Origin of the sequence: Streptomyces sp. NBC_01788 (assembly GCF_035917575.1) — a bacterium.
Taxonomy (GTDB): domain Bacteria; phylum Actinomycetota; class Actinomycetes; order Streptomycetales; family Streptomycetaceae; genus Streptomyces.
Genome location: NZ_CP109090.1, coordinates 3351634 through 3367503 on the forward strand (window position 1 = coordinate 3351634; position 15870 = coordinate 3367503).

Annotated in this window: 7 protein-coding genes; 4 read left to right on the top strand and 3 right to left on the bottom strand. The window is 67.8% G+C overall.

Annotated features, from left to right (window positions below; all coding sequences use genetic code 11):
* Positions 1 to 204: 204 nt before the first annotated feature.
* From OIE49_RS15205 to OIE49_RS15215, 3 genes are all read left to right on the top strand, one after another.
* On the top strand, positions 205 to 1056 hold the full coding sequence (locus OIE49_RS15205) for a helix-turn-helix domain-containing protein (protein ID WP_326802781.1): 852 nt from the start codon (positions 205 to 207) through the stop codon (positions 1054 to 1056).
* An 8-nt stretch (positions 1057 to 1064) separates the two neighbouring features.
* On the top strand, positions 1065 to 1280 hold the full coding sequence (locus OIE49_RS15210; protein WP_326802782.1) for a DUF397 domain-containing protein: 216 nt from the start codon (positions 1065 to 1067) through the stop codon (positions 1278 to 1280).
* Positions 1281 to 1633: 353 nt separating this feature from the next.
* Positions 1634 to 2119 (top strand): hypothetical protein, encoded by a 486-nt coding sequence (locus OIE49_RS15215; protein ID WP_401740215.1) that lies wholly within the window; start codon positions 1634 to 1636, stop codon positions 2117 to 2119.
* A gap of 60 nt (positions 2120 to 2179) precedes the next feature.
* Here the strand turns inward: OIE49_RS15215 and OIE49_RS15220 are convergent, their stop codons facing one another.
* Positions 2180 to 3334 carry a hypothetical protein gene (locus OIE49_RS15220; protein WP_326802783.1) on the bottom strand — a complete coding sequence of 385 codons (1155 nt, stop codon included), beginning with the start codon at positions 3332 to 3334 and terminating at the stop codon, positions 2180 to 2182.
* A gap of 58 nt (positions 3335 to 3392) precedes the next feature.
* Between OIE49_RS15220 and OIE49_RS15225 the strand changes: the two genes are divergently transcribed.
* Complete coding sequence (locus tag OIE49_RS15225) at positions 3393 to 3980, top strand: Imm21 family immunity protein (RefSeq protein WP_326802784.1); 588 nt, start codon at positions 3393 to 3395, stop codon at positions 3978 to 3980.
* 520 nt (positions 3981 to 4500) lie between these two features.
* Here the strand turns inward: OIE49_RS15225 and OIE49_RS15230 are convergent.
* Positions 4501 to 4956: a suppressor of fused domain protein gene (locus OIE49_RS15230; protein ID WP_326802785.1), complete on the bottom strand. Its 456-nt coding sequence runs from the start codon at positions 4954 to 4956 to the stop codon at positions 4501 to 4503.
* 131 nt (positions 4957 to 5087) lie between these two features.
* Positions 5088 to 15713 (bottom strand): LamG-like jellyroll fold domain-containing protein, encoded by a 10626-nt coding sequence (locus OIE49_RS15235; protein ID WP_326802786.1) that lies wholly within the window; start codon positions 15711 to 15713, stop codon positions 5088 to 5090.
* Between the last annotated feature and the right edge of the window lie 157 nt (positions 15714 to 15870).

Sequence of the window (15870 nt, forward strand, 5' to 3'; positions counted from 1 at the left end):
GGGCCTACGGCGGTGTCCGGGCGGTGGCATTGCCGCAGCCGTCATGGCAGGACGGGGCGGTGCGCTTCCGGCACCCCGGAGTTCCGCAGCGTGTGCGTCGCGTCACTGACGGTAGGGGTTAAAGTTTCGGTTCCGCAAGCCGGTCGCGTAACCTGACACTCGAACGAGTCGTGTTCATGAGCGCGTTGCACCAAGGAGCAGTCGATGACCACGAGGCGCGAACCAACGGCACGACAGATGCGCCTGGCGGTCGAACTGCGCAGACTCCGTGACGCTGCAGGCCTCAGTGCGCGCCAGGCAGCAGCGCTACTCGGCGTGAGTTCCGTCCAGGTCAGCCACATCGAGTCCGGCCTGTCGGGGGTGAGCGAGGAACGACTGCGTCGACTCGCATCCCACTACGCCTGCACCGACAACGAGTTCATCGACGCGCTGGTCGCCATGGCCACCGATCGGACGCGCGGCTGGTGGGAGGAGTACCGGGGTTTGCTGCCCACCTCGTTCCTGGACATCTCCGAGCTGGATCAGCATGCCCAGTACCGCCATGAAGTGGCCATTCTGTACGTGCCGGGCCTTCTGCAAACCGAGGACTACGCACGCGCCGTCTTCTCCGCCAGGGTTCCCGAACTCACCGATGAGGAACTGGCGTTGCGCGTACGCCATCGGACGGCTCGGCGGGTGATCATCGACGGCCCCTCCCCTGTCCCGTACAGACTCGCCATCCACGAGGCGGCCCTGCGGATCCGAGTCGGCGACCGAGTCACCTCACGAGCTCAGCTCACCCGCCTCCTCGAACTCTCCGAAGCGCTCCACATCACGGTGCGCGTCATCCCCTTCGACCTGGACGGATTCGCCAGGGCCGGAAGCAGCATGACGTACGTGGGTGGCCCCGTACCGAAGTTGGACACGGTGGTACGTGACGTGCCCCATGGCTCGGCCTTCATTGATTCCGAAGCCCAGCTCAGCGCCTTTCGAACGCGTTTCCGTAAGGTGGAGGAAGTGTCACTCGAAGAGGAACCATCGCGTGACTTCATCCACCGGCTGACGAAAGAGCTGTGAGGCACCCCGTGGGCACTCTCGACAACTGGCGGAAGTCTTCGTACTCAGGTCCCGACGACGGGAACGACTGCGTGGAGATCGCGAGCTCCCCCACCCACATAGCCATCCGCGACTCGAAGGCCCCGGCCAGGGCCACCCTCACCTTCCCGGCCGGCGCCTTCAGCACCTTCGTCCAAGCCCTCAAGGGCGAGGACGGCTCGGCAGGGAACGAGTTGGCCGGGTAACTACAGGTCTGCCAGACCGTCGCGCCGGCGCTTCGCCCCCTCGGGCTGCCTCGTACGCGCGGAAGGCGCCGTCTCAATGAGGTGCAGCAGACTCCAGGCCAAACCAAAGCACACGTCCTCACCGAAACACTCGGCCAGGACGTGCGCCTCCTCGTCCGTCACCGGACGCTCAATGAGGTCCAGGAACGCTTCGGCACGCTCGACTGCGTCCCCAAGGGCCTCGTCAGGTTCGCCTCTCTCGGAGGGAAGCTCACCTAGAGCAACGAAAGCACTGACCTGGGGCCGAATCACGGAAACCCTCCCTGGACTACGTTGGGTCCGGGCAGCCCATGTGGGCGGCGACGCTGGGCGCAGTGCCCGGGCGGCAGACGTTGGTGCAGGTCACGGTGCAGGGGCGGTCGTCCACGGCCGTGGTCCTGGAGGCGCTGCGCGTCCGCATCGCCAACCGCGGCAACCCGGCCGCCGGGAACGCGTACGCCATGGACCAGGGCTGCGGCAGCGATCTGACACCCCGCCGCTTCACCGTGGACCTCGATGCCGACCGCCCTGTCATCCGTGCGAGGAGCGGCAGCGACACAGGACACGCCATCGCGGCCGTGGACTTCCCGTACCGCGTCTCCGCCGAGGACGCGGAAGTGCTGCTGGTCGTCGCGGAGACACAGCTCTACGACGCCCGCTGGTACCTCGAACTCGACTGGTCCTCCCAGGGCCCCACCGGCACGATCCGCATCGACGACCATGGCCACCCGTTCCGCACCACCAGCATCAAGGGAGCACCGCGCTACTGGTACGGCAGAAACCGCGCAGGCGAGCGTGCCTGGGTCCCGTACGACGGCTGAAGGCCTTCCTTTGGATCGCCCGGTGACATGGCACCTGACCGGTCCGCGACGACCGCGCGGCTAGGCCGGCCGGACTGGTCCGCGCCGATACGACCGCTTGCCGGCGCGGAGGACGGCAACGGCGCGGGCGCGGTCGAAGGCGGCGGCGGGATCCTCGTGGTGTGTCCAGGGCTCCGCACCCACCCATGGCTCCAGCAGCCGGAACTGCTCGAGGGCCTCGCGACCCCGCCCGGCCAGGGCCAGGGAGGCGGCGAGCAAATGCCGGACACCCGGCAGTCTCGGGTCGTCGGCGGGTACGGCAGCGACCGCGTTCAGGACGGCGTTGATCTCGGATTTCGGGTTCCGGCCCGCGAGCGGCACGGGGCCGGCGCCTTGCAGTGCCCGCTCGAAAGACGCCTCCAGCGGAAGCACGGACAGGAGTGTGTGCGCGGGGGCGGAGGCGGCGGCCTGCTGTGCGAAGCGGTGGGCCAGCCGGTCCGAGCCGCACCACTTGGCGCACCAGTACTGGAGGGCGTTGAGGTGCCCGGAGAAGTGGTGCGGGGCGCGGGCGGTCAGCTCGTTCCACAGCGGGCGGAACTCCTCGTGCGGCAGGGCGAGTCCGCGGGCCGCGGTGACCATCGTGACCCAGGGGGACGGGTCGCGCGGCGCCAGCGCGGCGGCCTCCTGGGCGGCGTGCAGGGAGGACGTCAGCAACTGGTGGAACTCGGCCATCCGTTCGGCGGGTGTGTCCTTGGCCCAGCCGCCACCGCGGGCGTCCCAGGCACGGTGGAGCAGCGCCTGTGCGTACACGGCCGCCGCGTCGGGGTCCTTGGGCCGCTCGGCCCGCCAGGAGCTCAGCCACCGCTCGTCCCGGGAGGCGACGGAGGCGAGCGCGGAGAGCCGGTCCCACCGCAGGTCCCACTCCTGGCCAGCCGCGGCGAGGAGAGCCGCACCCGGGCGCCAGTCACCCTCCCGAGCCGCCCGCACGGCTTCGGCCACCTCCGGTACGGGCGGACCGCCCCGCGCCGGATCCAGCGCCGCACGCGGCAGGAGCCCGTACGCGGCGACGTCGATCGCTGCCGTCCCCTTCAGGTTGGCCCGGGTCAGCCGGGTGGTGCTCCACAGGGCCCAGATCAGGATGGGGATTCCCAGGACGCTGAGGATGTTCTGGAGCATGGGGGGCATGGGCTTCCGGCACTTTCGGTCGACGTCCGAGCGGATGACGTACATGATCATCCCGAACTCCTGTTGGAAGACCGAGAGGGTTGTCAGTGGGCTGCACCACACTGACGGCATGAGCCCCTCTTCGTTCACCTCAGCCGCTTCGTCCGACGCCTCCCCTGCCTGGGTGGAGTCGATGGGCGGCCCGTTGATCGTCGTCCCGGCCTCCGCGCTGTCCGCATGGCGAGGGTGCACGGACACAGGGGCCGACGTGGGAGATGCCACCGCTCCGGATGACTACGACCGCGCCTGTGCGGTGGACGAGTTGGCCGGCGTGATCGCCGTCGGCGACAGCGGCGCGCAAGCACTGGTGCTGGCGGACGAGCCGGCCACCAGCTGCTATCTGCCCGAGCATCGGACCTTCCTGCGCTGGCTCGCCGCCGACTCCACGGCTGGACTGAAGGCCGCAGCCGAGGCCGTCCTCGCGGATCCCGCCACCGAGTGGGAGGAGTGCGGCACATGGACGTCGGACGGCCCTGCCGTGCTCATGGACTCCGCGGAGGCGGGCGCCGAGTTGAGCGTCGCGTATCCCGATGGCGGAATGCCCGCTCAGGCACCGGTCCCGCTACCCGCCGGTCACTGGAAGGTCCGCGGCGTCCACACCGAGGCGGACGAGGAGAACTGGGTTGGCTTGGTCCAGCTTCTCCCTGTCGATGCCTGAAAGGGCAGCGGCTCAAGACGAACGTGCCGGCCCCAATCGGCGGTTGGAGCCAACGCGTGGAGTCTCCACCGTTGACGAGCGCCAGCCATGCTCTTGCTTTTCGTATTGAGCTTGGGCTACCGGGAAACCAGCATCCGCACGCAGCAGCCGCATCATTTCCTGATTGAAGGAATGTTGCCGTCAACGCATCGTGGACGGTGCTATTTAATGCGCCCTTCGAGGTCGTCGACCCGCCCGCCAGAGCTATCTCGACCCGCTCGCATACGGCTGGCCCGGGGAGGCCGTGTGCCGCTGCTTCTGCAAAATGCCAGGGGCCGCTGACCGTCCGAGCGCATTTGCTGGAGGCCGGGGGCCGGGACTCCCAGTCCGTTCACAATCCACCGACCGCCTCCTGCAAGGAACTCCGGTTCCTTGATGGAACCTCCGGAATCTTCATCTATTGACTGTGCACGTAAGGAGCCCCGACAGAGGCCGGGGCTCCTCACTTCATGACGCCACCCGGCGTCCACGCGTCATTCGATCACGAGATTTCCAATGCACCCAGTACGGAGCCACGACGTGGGTCCAACATGTTGGCGTCGTATCTCTCGAACCTCTCCTCAAGATGCCCCATACCTCGCCGTCGGGCGTAGGCGGCTTCGTTCGCATAGATGGGAACTAGCCACTGGATGGAGATTTGGTCACCTTCGTCAAGAAAGCTTCCGAATTCTGGTGGGTAGGCGTAAAGGGGGGTGATCAGCAGATGGTCCGCCTCACTTCCTTCCATCCAGGGCCATCCGAGAGCTAGCACCGATCCGACATGCGCGTTCCGTCCCGCCGCCTGCCAATGGGCAACCATGGTCACTGTCTCAACATGCCGGGGAAACTCGAACGGTGACAGCAACGCAAACTCGTGAGCGTCGCCCTCGCTCGCCGATGCCCCCATCGAGACGTAGATCCAGGCTTCGGATGGGTCTGCCGGCTCGATGCAACGCACGCGGAAACCTGGCACGAGCTCCTCGATGGGCCCTCCCCCCCACCGGGCGTCCGAATGAGAGCCACTCGGCCAAACGTTGTGCAGGTGCTGGTCAAGCACCTCTTGACGTCTTTCAATCGCCGAACTCATGACTACCTTCCCATTCCAAACGCTTCTGCCAGTCTCGTCAAGGCAGCTGAGAGCTTGCCTCCTTGACTGCTTTGACATGTGCGACACCGAGTGCCATTGATGCCCGCCTTTGCGTATTCCCGTCGCTCAGCGTTCGTCATCTTCCATCCATCGTGGAAGTAATAGTGCTCCCCGAGTGGCGGGTCATGCTCAGGGACAGGTTGCGTCTTGGTTCCAGAGATTTGAATCTCTCCGCAGTCTAGGCAGCGTGTTCCTTCGCCAGCCTTCCTGGCTGCTCGCCCTGCGGGTCCACGAGTCTGTGCGCCACCATAATCACTCTTTCTGTTGTATCTCTTAATCGGCATGGGCGGCTGCTGCTTATCCGTCACAGTGCCGCGGGAATCCACTTCGAATCGTGCCCCCGCTGTAATCGGGCACGCTTGGCCATCGTCGTTATGGACGAGGACCTTAGTGTCGCCAGCCGTCACATGGTACGTGTGCAGGCCGTCGATGCTCAGGTCGTAGGTGACGCGCTGGGCCGTGTACGACTTGACGTCGACGATCTTGGTCGGGGCGCCGTCTCCGTTCTGAAGCTTCTGACCGGCCTTGAGGTCGCCGGCCTGGGTCCAGGTGTTGCGGCTGACTTCGTAGAACTGGTGGTGCTTGGTGGTCTGGATCGTCTTCGGACCGGACTTCGTGTCGATGACGACGTCGACGTAGTCACGGTCGGTCTTGGTGACGACGACCGCCTTGACGCGGTGCTTCTCCTTATTCTTCTTGCCAGGCTCGGCGGTCAGGACGTGGTCCCCGACCTTGACCTGGGAGATCGGCTTGGTCATGGCGTTGGCCATCAGGACGCCGGTGTTGCCGGTGAAGCTGTGCGGAGTGCAACCCTTGCGGCCGTACTTGCTGAGCGCCGCGCCGAACACACCACCGGTGGCGGCGCCGAGCGCCGAGGCCTTGGCGGCGCCGCTCGCGCTGCAGCCCTCCTCGCTGGCGATGCAGGAGGTGCCGTAGCCGACCGCGCCTTCCGCCGCGCCGCCCGCGGCGCCCATGGCCGCGCCCTGGAGCGCCTTGCCGCCGAGGTTGCCGAGCAGGCGGCCCATCGCGCCGGCCGCCGCGCCGCCGACCACGCCGCCCAGGTATCCGGCCGCGGCGCCGATGACCATCGAGCCGGCCAAGCCGCCCACGGACTTGGGGCCGTCGCTCATCAGGTAGCCGACACCGTTGGCCACCGCGCCCGCTATGGCCGCGCAGCCGAGCGCGCCGACACCCCAGGTCATCGCCGTGCAGCCGGCGAAGGCCGCCACACCGACCGCGACCGAGACGATCGTCGCGGCGTGCTGCTTGACGTAATTGGCTGAGGCCTTGGCCGCCTTCTTTACGCCTCTGCCGAGCTTCTGCGCCGCCTTCTTGCCCGCCGCGACCGCCTTGCCGGCCACGTGTTTGACAGCCGTGGCGGCCTTCCGCACCGTCTGCTTGGCCTGATGGACGACCTTGTGGGCGTAGCGTTTGGCCTGTTTGTAGGTGCGTTTGGCGTAGGTCTGGACCTTTTTGACGCTGTCCTGCACATAGTGCACCGCCTTGTGGACCGTGCGCTGTGCCTTGCGTACGACCGTCTTGGCCTTGGCCTTGATCTTCTTGACGGTCTTGCTGACCTTCTTGGCGGCCTTCTTGGCCGTCGTCTTGGTCTTCTTCCAGGCCGACTTGGTGACCTTGACGGCCTTCTTCGTGACCTTCTTGAAGGCCTTCTTCGCGAACTGGAACCAGTGGCCGGTCGGGTCCACACCCGTCATCGGGTTCTGGTTGGCGTACGCGTACTGGTTCGCGTTCACCGACGCCGGCAGCGGGTCGTTGCCCACCGTGTCCCGGCTGTTGAACTGACCGGTCTGCGGCGAGTACCAGCGCGCGGCCATGTTGACCTTCGCCGTCGCCGGGTCGGTCCAGCCGGACTGGTAGCCCAGGTTGCCCAGCAACCCGGACGTGGAGTCCACCTTGCCGAACGGCGTGTACGTGGCCGAGCCGGCCAGTGCCTCCGCCGCCTCGGTGAACTGGGCCACCACGTCGTCGTGGATGTCGGTCAGGGCCAGCACCGACGACAGGGCGGTCTTCACACCCACCAGCGAGCCGTCCACGTTGCGGCTGTAGGACGCCACACCGTCCGAGGCCACGTCGTTGCCGGCACCGCCGTACTTGAACCCGAAGACCTCGATGCCCGACTCGTCCTTGGCGCTCAGGACACGGTCCAGGCCGTCGTAGACGTACGTCCGGTCGCCCTCGCTCATCACACGGTTGAAGGCGTCGGCCTTGAGCGAAGTCTGGACCCCGCCCTCGTCCGTGATCGAACGCAGTGTGCCGCGCGGGGTGTACGCGTACGCGCTGTGCCCGTCCGACGTGAGCCGGTTGCGCGCGTCGTACGTGTAGGTGTCGCCGCCCACCCGCGTGCGGTTGCCCGAGGCGTCGTAGCCGTAGGCCTCCGTCGTCGTCCCGTTGTTCCAGGACGTCAGCCGGTCCGCCCAGTCGTAGGTGTACGTGTTCGTGGACGCCCCCGCCACACCGGTCGTCGTCTTCGACGTCAGGTTGTCGTTGTCGTCCCAGCCGTACGTGGCGGAGGTCAGCACCTTGCCGGTGGGCGAGGTCAGCTTGTCACCGGTCAGCCGCTCCAACGCGTCGTAGGAGAAGGCCCGTCCGGCCTTCCCGGTGCCGTAGTCGATCCGCGTGACCTTGCTGGTGACGTCGTAGCTGTAGGTCATCGCGGTGCCGGTCGCACCGTCGTCGACCGTCTTCAGCCGGCCCGCGAAGTCGTACCCGAAGGTCGACGTGCCGGACGCGTCCTTGCGCGACGTCATCGCCCCGTCGCCGTCGTAGGAGAACGACGAGGTGCCCGACGGACCGGACGCCGACAGCAGCAGGCCCCGGTCGTCGTAGGTGAAGGTGTTCAGATCCGAGCCCACCCCCGCGACGGCCGTGACGCGGTCGTCGGAGTCGTAGGCGTAGGTGTGGTCGACCGTTTCGGCCTCCGCGCCCCTGCCGGTCTGCCGGGTGAGCCGGCTCTTGGCGTCGTACTCGTTGGTGACGGCGACACCGCCCGGCGAGCGCTGCTCCTTCACCCGTCCGCCCTCGTCGTACACCGTGGTGAAGGTGCGGTCGGTCAGGTCCGGATGCCCCGGCGTGGACGGCTCGACCGCCGACTCGGGCAGCCCCCAGCTGTTGTAGGTGGTGAAGAACGGGTTGCCGCGGCCGTCCGTGAAGCGCGTGCGGTTGCCCGCCACGTCGTAGCCGAAGGTCGTGGTGATCGACTCGGTCGCCGAGACCGGCTGGACCGCCTTGGTCACCAGACCCGTCGCGTCGACGGTCAGCGTGGTGGTGTGGCCGCGGTAGTCGGTCACCGACACCGGGTTGCCCGCCCGGTCGTAGCCGGCGCGGCTGGTGCGCAGCACCGCGCCGGTCTTGTCCAGGTCGCTGGTGGCGGTCAGCTGACCGAAACCGTCGTACGTGTTCCTGGTGCTCGTGCCGTCGGGATCCGTCGCGGTGAGGACCTCGCCGTCCATGGTGTACGTGAACTTCGAGACGCCGCCCGCGCCGTCGGTGAACTCGGTGACCTCGCCGAGGGCGTTGTACTTGTACGACTCGGACACACCCGCCGGGCTCACCGCGCGGGACAGGTCACCGCCGGGCGCGTTGTACTCGTTGATCGCCGTATAGGCACGCTGCGTCGGCTGACGCACGATGTCCGTGCTGGTCAGCTCACGCCCCAGGTAGTCCCACGTGGACTCCTGGCGCGACCCGTTCGGCCGGGTGGCCGCCAGCAGGTCGCCGTTGGTGTCGTACGTGAACGCCGACTTGCCGCCGCCGGGCTCCGTGACCGAGGCGACGTCGCCGAGTTGGGTGTACGTGTAGGTCGTGCGGTTGCCCAGCGGGTCGACCTCGGCCTTGACCTGGCCGAGCTTGTTGTACTCGTTCCAGGCTGTGGCCGTGATCGGTGTCGAGGAACCCGGCGGGGTGTAGTTGGGGTACCTCGTCGAGGTCTCCTGGCCCTCGGCGTCGTAGGCCGTGACCGTGACGTTGCCGAGCGGGTCGGACGTCTCGGTGACCTCACCGAAGGTGTTGTAACCCGTCATCGAGACCGGGCGCAGGGCCTCGGGCGCGCCACCGTCCTTCTCGGCGTTGACGACGGGCTCGGTGACCGTGGTCTGCTGGGCGGCCTCGTCGTACCCGTAGTCGGTGGTGTTGCCGGCCGGGTCGGTCATGGAGACCGGCAGGCCCCGCTGGTCCAGCTTCCAGGTGGTGGTGCGGACCGAACTGCCCGCGGCCGGCAGCGTGCCGCCGTACACGGCGGACACCTGGGACGCGGTCAGTGCCTCGCCGTAGACCTGGACGTCGGCGATCGATCCCTGGGTGTTCTCGGCGTAGGTGCCCTTGTAGAGGCGCCGTCCGATCTGCAGCGGGCCGGTGGCCTCCCAGGGGGAGGTGAAGGCGGTCGCGGCCCCCGACTGGCTTCCGTTGACGTACAGCTTCAGCGATCCGGCGGCCTGGTCGTACACGCCGACGAGGTGGGTCCAGGTCCCGGTCGTCACCGCCGACGTGCCGGAGGAGGCCCGAATGATCGCGGGGTCGTCGGTATCGGTGGCGTGGCGGTTGAAGGTCCAGCCGGTCGCCGTGGAGTAGTACAGCTGGAAGCCGCTGGCCGCCTTGCCGTCCTGGGCGGCGAAGGTGCTGTTCACGCTCGTCGTGCCGAGTTTGACCCACGCCGAGACGGTGAAACTGCCGCTGGTGTTCACCGCCGGACCGTCCGCCTGCCCGTAGGCGTTCGCCGTGCCGTTGAAGACCGCGGCGCCGCCCTTCTCGGTGGAGCGGGTGACGGTGCTGCCGAGGGTCACCTTGCGGTTGCCGCCGGAGGAGTCCTGGGCCGTGAGGCCGCTGGTCTCCGCCAGCTTCCACCGGGCCACCGGAGCGGTGGTGCCGTCGTGGACGGTCGTCGCGGTGACGTTGCCCAGGTTGTCGTACAGCGTGTCGGCCGAGTCGACCTCGCCGGTCGCCGGGTCGGTCTCCGACTCCTGCACGACGTTGTCGTCCGGGTCGTAGGAGACCTTCGTGCTGCGGTTGACTCCGGTCGGGTCCAGCACCGACGACGTGATGCGGTCGGCCGCGTCCACCACGAAGGTGGTCGTGGTCCGGCCGTCGTTGGTCACCTGCTTGGTCAGGTTCCCGGCCATGTCGTAGGTGTTGGACTGCTCGACGAACTGCTTGCCGGTCGCCGGGTCCTTGCGAACGACCGTGGCCGGCAGACCGTCGTCGGTGTAGGTGTACGCCGTCACCCAGCCCATCGCGTCGGCCATGGACGCGAGTCGGCCGGCCGGGTCGTACGCCCGGGACTCCTGGACCAGCGTGGTCGGGGCCTGGGGGTTGTTCGGGTCCCCGGTGAAGTTGAGCAGGCTGGTCGTCAGCGGCCGCCGCTCGGCGTCGTAGGTGTAGGCGTTGACGTTCCCCTCGGGATCGGTCTCCTTCACCTTGTTGCCGTAGACGTCGTACTCGAACGACGTGGTGTCGCCGCCCGGGTCCGTCCGCGAGGCGAGACGGTTGTAGACGTCGTACGTCATCGACGTGGTACGCGGGGCGTCACCGCCGGACAGGTCGCCGACCGTCTGCGAGGTGACGTTGCCGTCGTCGTCGAAGACGGTGGTGGTCCTCGCCCGGTGGTCCGCACCGGTGACGCGGTTGGTGACCTTGGGGCTGGTCTCGGTGACCACCTGATCGTTCTTGTCGTACGTCCAGGTGGTGGTCAGGCCGGCCGGGTTGGCGTCGGACGTCTCGGTTCTCGTGGTCCGCCGGCCCAGGCCGTCGTACGTGAACGTCACCTTCGCGCCGTTGGCGTCGACAGCCTCCGCGAGGTCGCCGCCTGCGAAGTAGACGTATTTCGTCGTCTTGCCGCCCGGTGTCGTGACCGTGTCCACCAGACCCGCCGGTGCCACGGCCGTTCCGCCCTCCGCGGCGCGGGTCGACGACGTGGTGTAGGTCGTGGAGGCGGTGCGGCCGCCCGGGTGACCGGCCACCGGCGGACTGGTCACCGACAGCACGTTGCCGCCGGCGTCGTAGGCGTACTTGGTCAGGTAGGTGTTGTCCGTCGCGGACGAGGAACGCGCGTCCCGCTCGGTCAGCGGCAGGTCGTTCCTGGGGTCCATCGGCGGGAACGCGGTGGTCGCGTCCGGGTAGTACGTGTAGTAGTCGGTGGCGCACTTGTTCGCGGCCGTGTCCTGGCAACTGGTCTGGGAGACCGTGTTGCCGCGGATGTCGTGGCCGGTGATGCTGCGGTTGCCGTTGGCGTCGGTCACGGTGTGCAGGAAGCCCGCCGTGTCGTAGCCGTACGTGGTCCGCTTGCCGTCCGTGTCGATCGCGGCCAGCAGACGGTTGCCCATCTCCGCGTCGTACACGTACGTCAGCGTCTTGTTGGTCGGGTCGGTGAGTGTGACCGTGCGCACCGGCGCGACGCCGGAGGACGCCTTGTAGGCGGACCAGTGTTGCTCGACCTGGTCCTCCGTCAGCGGGTGGCCGTAGACGGAGACCTCGGCGACGGAGCCCTTGAAGAAGCTCACGTCACCGGGCGGGCTGTACCAGGACTTGCCGAAGCCGGCGCCGACGAAGGTGCGGGTGTTGGACTGGTCCTTCGCCTCACCGGTGAAATCGGCCTGCTTGACGCCGTCGAGGTACAGGGTCTGGGTCGTGCCCGAGGCGGACAGGGCGGCGTGGTGCCACGCGTTGTCGTTCACGGCCTTCGTCGATCCGAAGGCCGTGCCACCGGAACCCGAGACGCTCCACCAGTGACCGTGCAGCTTGCCGTCGGCGCCCACGTACAGCAGCGGGTTCCAGCTGCCGGTCGGAGTGGCTCCGGTCGGCGGCTGCGACTGGTCGGACAGGATCACGCCGGGGCTGCCGGTCTTGAACCACAGCTCGACAGCGCGCTCGGACGAGCCGTGCCAGGGGGCGTAGGGGATCTCGGCGTACGAGGAGGTGCCGTTGAAGGTCACGGCAGTGACGTCACCGGTACCGAACGGACCCGCCACACCTTGGGTGACGGTGTTGTACGTACCGAATCCCGTGTGCACCTCGTTGGCGGCCTGCGGCGCGCCGAGGGTGTCGGCCAGACGCCAGTAGCCGGAGGGCGCGGAGCCCATCACGGCCGAGCGGTAGACCTGCGAGGAGCCGGTGACGGTGGGCGCGTTGAGCTTCCAGGTGCCGCCGTCGCCGTCCGTGGCCTGCCGGACCAGGTCGTCGCTGGTGTCGTAGACGACCTGGGCCTGGATCTTCCCACCGGGCGTGGTGATCTTGTTGAGCAGGCCGGCGGCGCGCTTGGCGGCCTGGTACTGCGCGGTGATCACCGACGGTTCGAGAGGCTCGGTGTAGATCGCCACCTCGGCCATCTGGCCGGAGTAGTGCCCGAGCTGGTCGTTCGGGTTCATCGCCGGCCAGCCCTGGGTGTTCACACCCGCGCCGAGCGAGAGGTAGGGCTGCTCCCAGTCGTTGATGGTGCCGCTCAGCGAGCCCTGGGACACACCGTCGAGGTACAGGGTCTGGCTGTTGGCCTGGCCGGTGAGGACCGCCTGGTGCCACTGCCCGTCGGTGACCGTGGCACCGGAGACGATGTTGGGGCTGCAGCTCGGCGACATGGCCAGGCAGCCGCGCAGCTTGCCGTCGGTACCGACGTACACCGCCGGGGTGTTCTTCGTGGTGTTCTTCACCGGGTCGGCGTTACTCAGCGGCTTGTCGCCGTAGTAGAAGAGGACACCTCCGGCCTTGCTGGTCTTGAACCACAGGGACACCGTCATGTACGAGGGCGTCGCGCCGGGGGCGCTCGGCATCTCCACGTACGAGGTGGTGCCGTTGAAGGTGGCCGTCTTCTGGGTGGAGCCGGCGAGGACGGACGAACCGCCCAGCGTCACGTTGCGGTAGAGGCCGTTGTAGCGGCCCTGGTTGGTGTCGACGGCGTCCTTGGCGACGGTCGATCCGGCCGCCTCACCGAGCCGCCAGTACGCGTACGGGTCGGCGTCCAGCACCGTGGTGCGGTAGTGGTTGCCGGTGGCGTAGGCGTAGGTGGTGCACTTGGCCCGGGTCGCGGGCGGGCAGACGGAGGTGAGCTGGTCACCGGAGTAGCCGTAGGTCCAGGTCTGGGCCGTGGAGGCGTCGTCCTTGACCGCCCGGTCCGTGGTGACCGTGGCGACGTGCGGGGTGGTGGCCCCGGAGGGAGTCGACCATGTCAGGCTGAGCGAACGCTTGGACGTCTCGTTGGTGATTTTGGTCAGCTGCTTGGACGTGTACGCGAACGTCTCGGTGCGGCCCGCGTAGTCCTTGATGCTGGATATCGCGTACGTGCCCGCCTTGGCGGTGAGCTGCCTGAAGGCGTACTCGGTGAAGTCCTTGTCCGTCAGCGTGTAGCCGTCGGTCAGCGACTGGAGCCGGGCGTACCGGCCGAGCGGGGGCTGGAAGGTGCCGTTGCTGTTGCGCCCGAAGGCGACCTGCTCGCCGCCGGGGTAGGTGACGATCACGCTGGTGACCGTGCCCGCCGGGTTCTTGACCTGGGTCGCCTGCATGTCGGCGGCCGTCGACCAGCCGGCGCCGAACGCGCCTTCGATACGCGGGTCGAGGCTGTTGTACGAGCGATCGATCTGCAGCGAGGGGCCGATGACCTCCACGTCCGCGTCGGTGTCCTCGGTGGTGTAGTTGCCGTCCGAGGGGTCGAACTCATGGCCGTTGGTGTTCTGGGCCAGGCCCGACGTCACCGGCGGCTGCGGTACCGCGGTGGTGAAGCGGCTGGAGTACGTCACTTCGTCGTACCCGTCGCTCACCCCCACGTACCACACGTAGTTCTTCGACCAGGTGAGCTTGCCCGAGGGAATCTTCCAACTGCCCTTGGACAGGGAGCCGGAGGTGGCGACGGGAGTGGAACTGCCGGTGTCGGCGTCGTAGACCTCGAAGGTGTACGTCAGCGCGTCGTTCGGCCACTTGTCGGCGTCGCTCGCGTAGACGAGCAGCTCCGGCTGGAGGGTGTTGGCCTGGTAGTTCTCCGGCGGGTACTGGGCGGTGACCTGTGGCTCGGTGTTCGGCGCGTAGGTCAGCTCCAGTGACGGGCGCCAACCGGAGGTGGCCGAGTTGTCGGAGTGGAACCTCTTCCAGTGCAGGCCGTCGCCGGTCGGTGCGGCGAGGGCGAGTCCGTAGTTGGCCCCGCCGGTGGCGACCTGGGTGAACCACGACGTCGACAGCGTCACCGGCATCTTCACCCCGACGCCGGTGCTGCCGGTGGTGTTGGTGCACGAGGAGCCCGGATTCACCGTGGCGGAGCCGATGGCGGAACCGTACGCCGGACCCGGGTACGTCGTGGTCGTCGACGGAGACCACGACTTGGTCACCGGGTACACGGAGAACGGCGTGGCAGTGCACGTCGAGGACCACAGCGCCCAGACGTTGAGGGTCGCCGCGGACACCTTCTGGCCGGCGATCTTCGACTTCAGCGTCGAGAACTGCAGGAACGAGTTCGCCTTGGTGACGCCCGCATCGTACGACCCGACCTTGATCTGGACCTCGGTCGAATGATTGGTGGTGGAGTCGTTCTGCACATACGTCGAGTCACTGGCGGCAACGCTCGTCGTCGTCGGATCGACGGTGACCGGATAGACCCGCTCGGGGGCGTCCAGCCAGCTCCGGTCGGCGGTCATCTGCAGCGCCGGCTCGCCGTCCACCGTGGTCAGCGCGTACGAGACCTGCTCGGAGCGGGTGCCCTCACCGGAACGCGGGTCGATCCCGGAGTCCTCCATGAAGGCGTGCGGGATGGTGGCGGTCACCTTGCCGCCGGCATCCGTGAAGTTCACGCTCCCGTCCTCCGCGATGTGCGGAGTCAGGCCCTTCAGATCGAGCGGGAACACCCAGGAGTTGGCCGCGTCCCTGGAGTGCAGGACCAGGTTCTCCTTGACGCCGTCGGTGATCGGGACAAGCTGTACATCCGTGTCGGGAAGCACATCGGCGTAGCGGAGGGTTCCGTTCTCGTCCTTGGACGCCATGGCCTGCTGCGCGCCGCGCAGCGTGTACGCCAGGGTGCGGCCGCCCCCGAAGTCGAGGGAGACCAGCCGCTGGTCGACGGCGTTCATGGCGAACTCGACGTCGACGGAGTTGGCCTTCTGTTCGAACCGCCCCTGCTCGTTCTCGACCAGGCTGGTGTCGATCGGCTTCCAGGATCCGTCCGCCGCCATGAAGTTGGCGCGTCCGCCGTAGTGCTGGATCGTGGTGGACCCGTCGGCGTTGACGTAGTAGTCCGACGTCGCCGTGGACTTCCTGGCGTCACGCTCGCTGGTCCGGGGATCAAAGCTCTTCGCCGTGCCCGGAGCCCTGGGGGTCGTGGCCCTCTCGGCCCCGTGTCCCGGACGCCTGTACGGGTCCAACTCGCCCCGGCCCTTGCCGGGCTTGCGTCCGACCCCGCCGTCGGCGCTGGTGGCCGCGGTCGAGGCGTGGTGACTCAGGCCCCGAGCGGTGCCGCCCTGCTGATCGGGTGTCTTCAGCGGGGGTTCGCCCGCCCACTTCCACAAACCGGCGAGCGAGAACTTGGGCATGCTCAGCGCCGGCAGCGTGGCACCGGTGGCTTCCGCCGTCTCGGTGGTGAGCATGAACGAGAGGGACAACAGGACAGATACGGCCGTGACCCTCGCTCTGCGCCTGCCGGTGCGACCCGGCGGGAACAAGCGAGAGCCTCGGACCCAGCGGACACGCATGGGCAGCCTTTGCTCACGAAGCGTACAAAGCTTCGAAAGCTTTTCCAAAGAT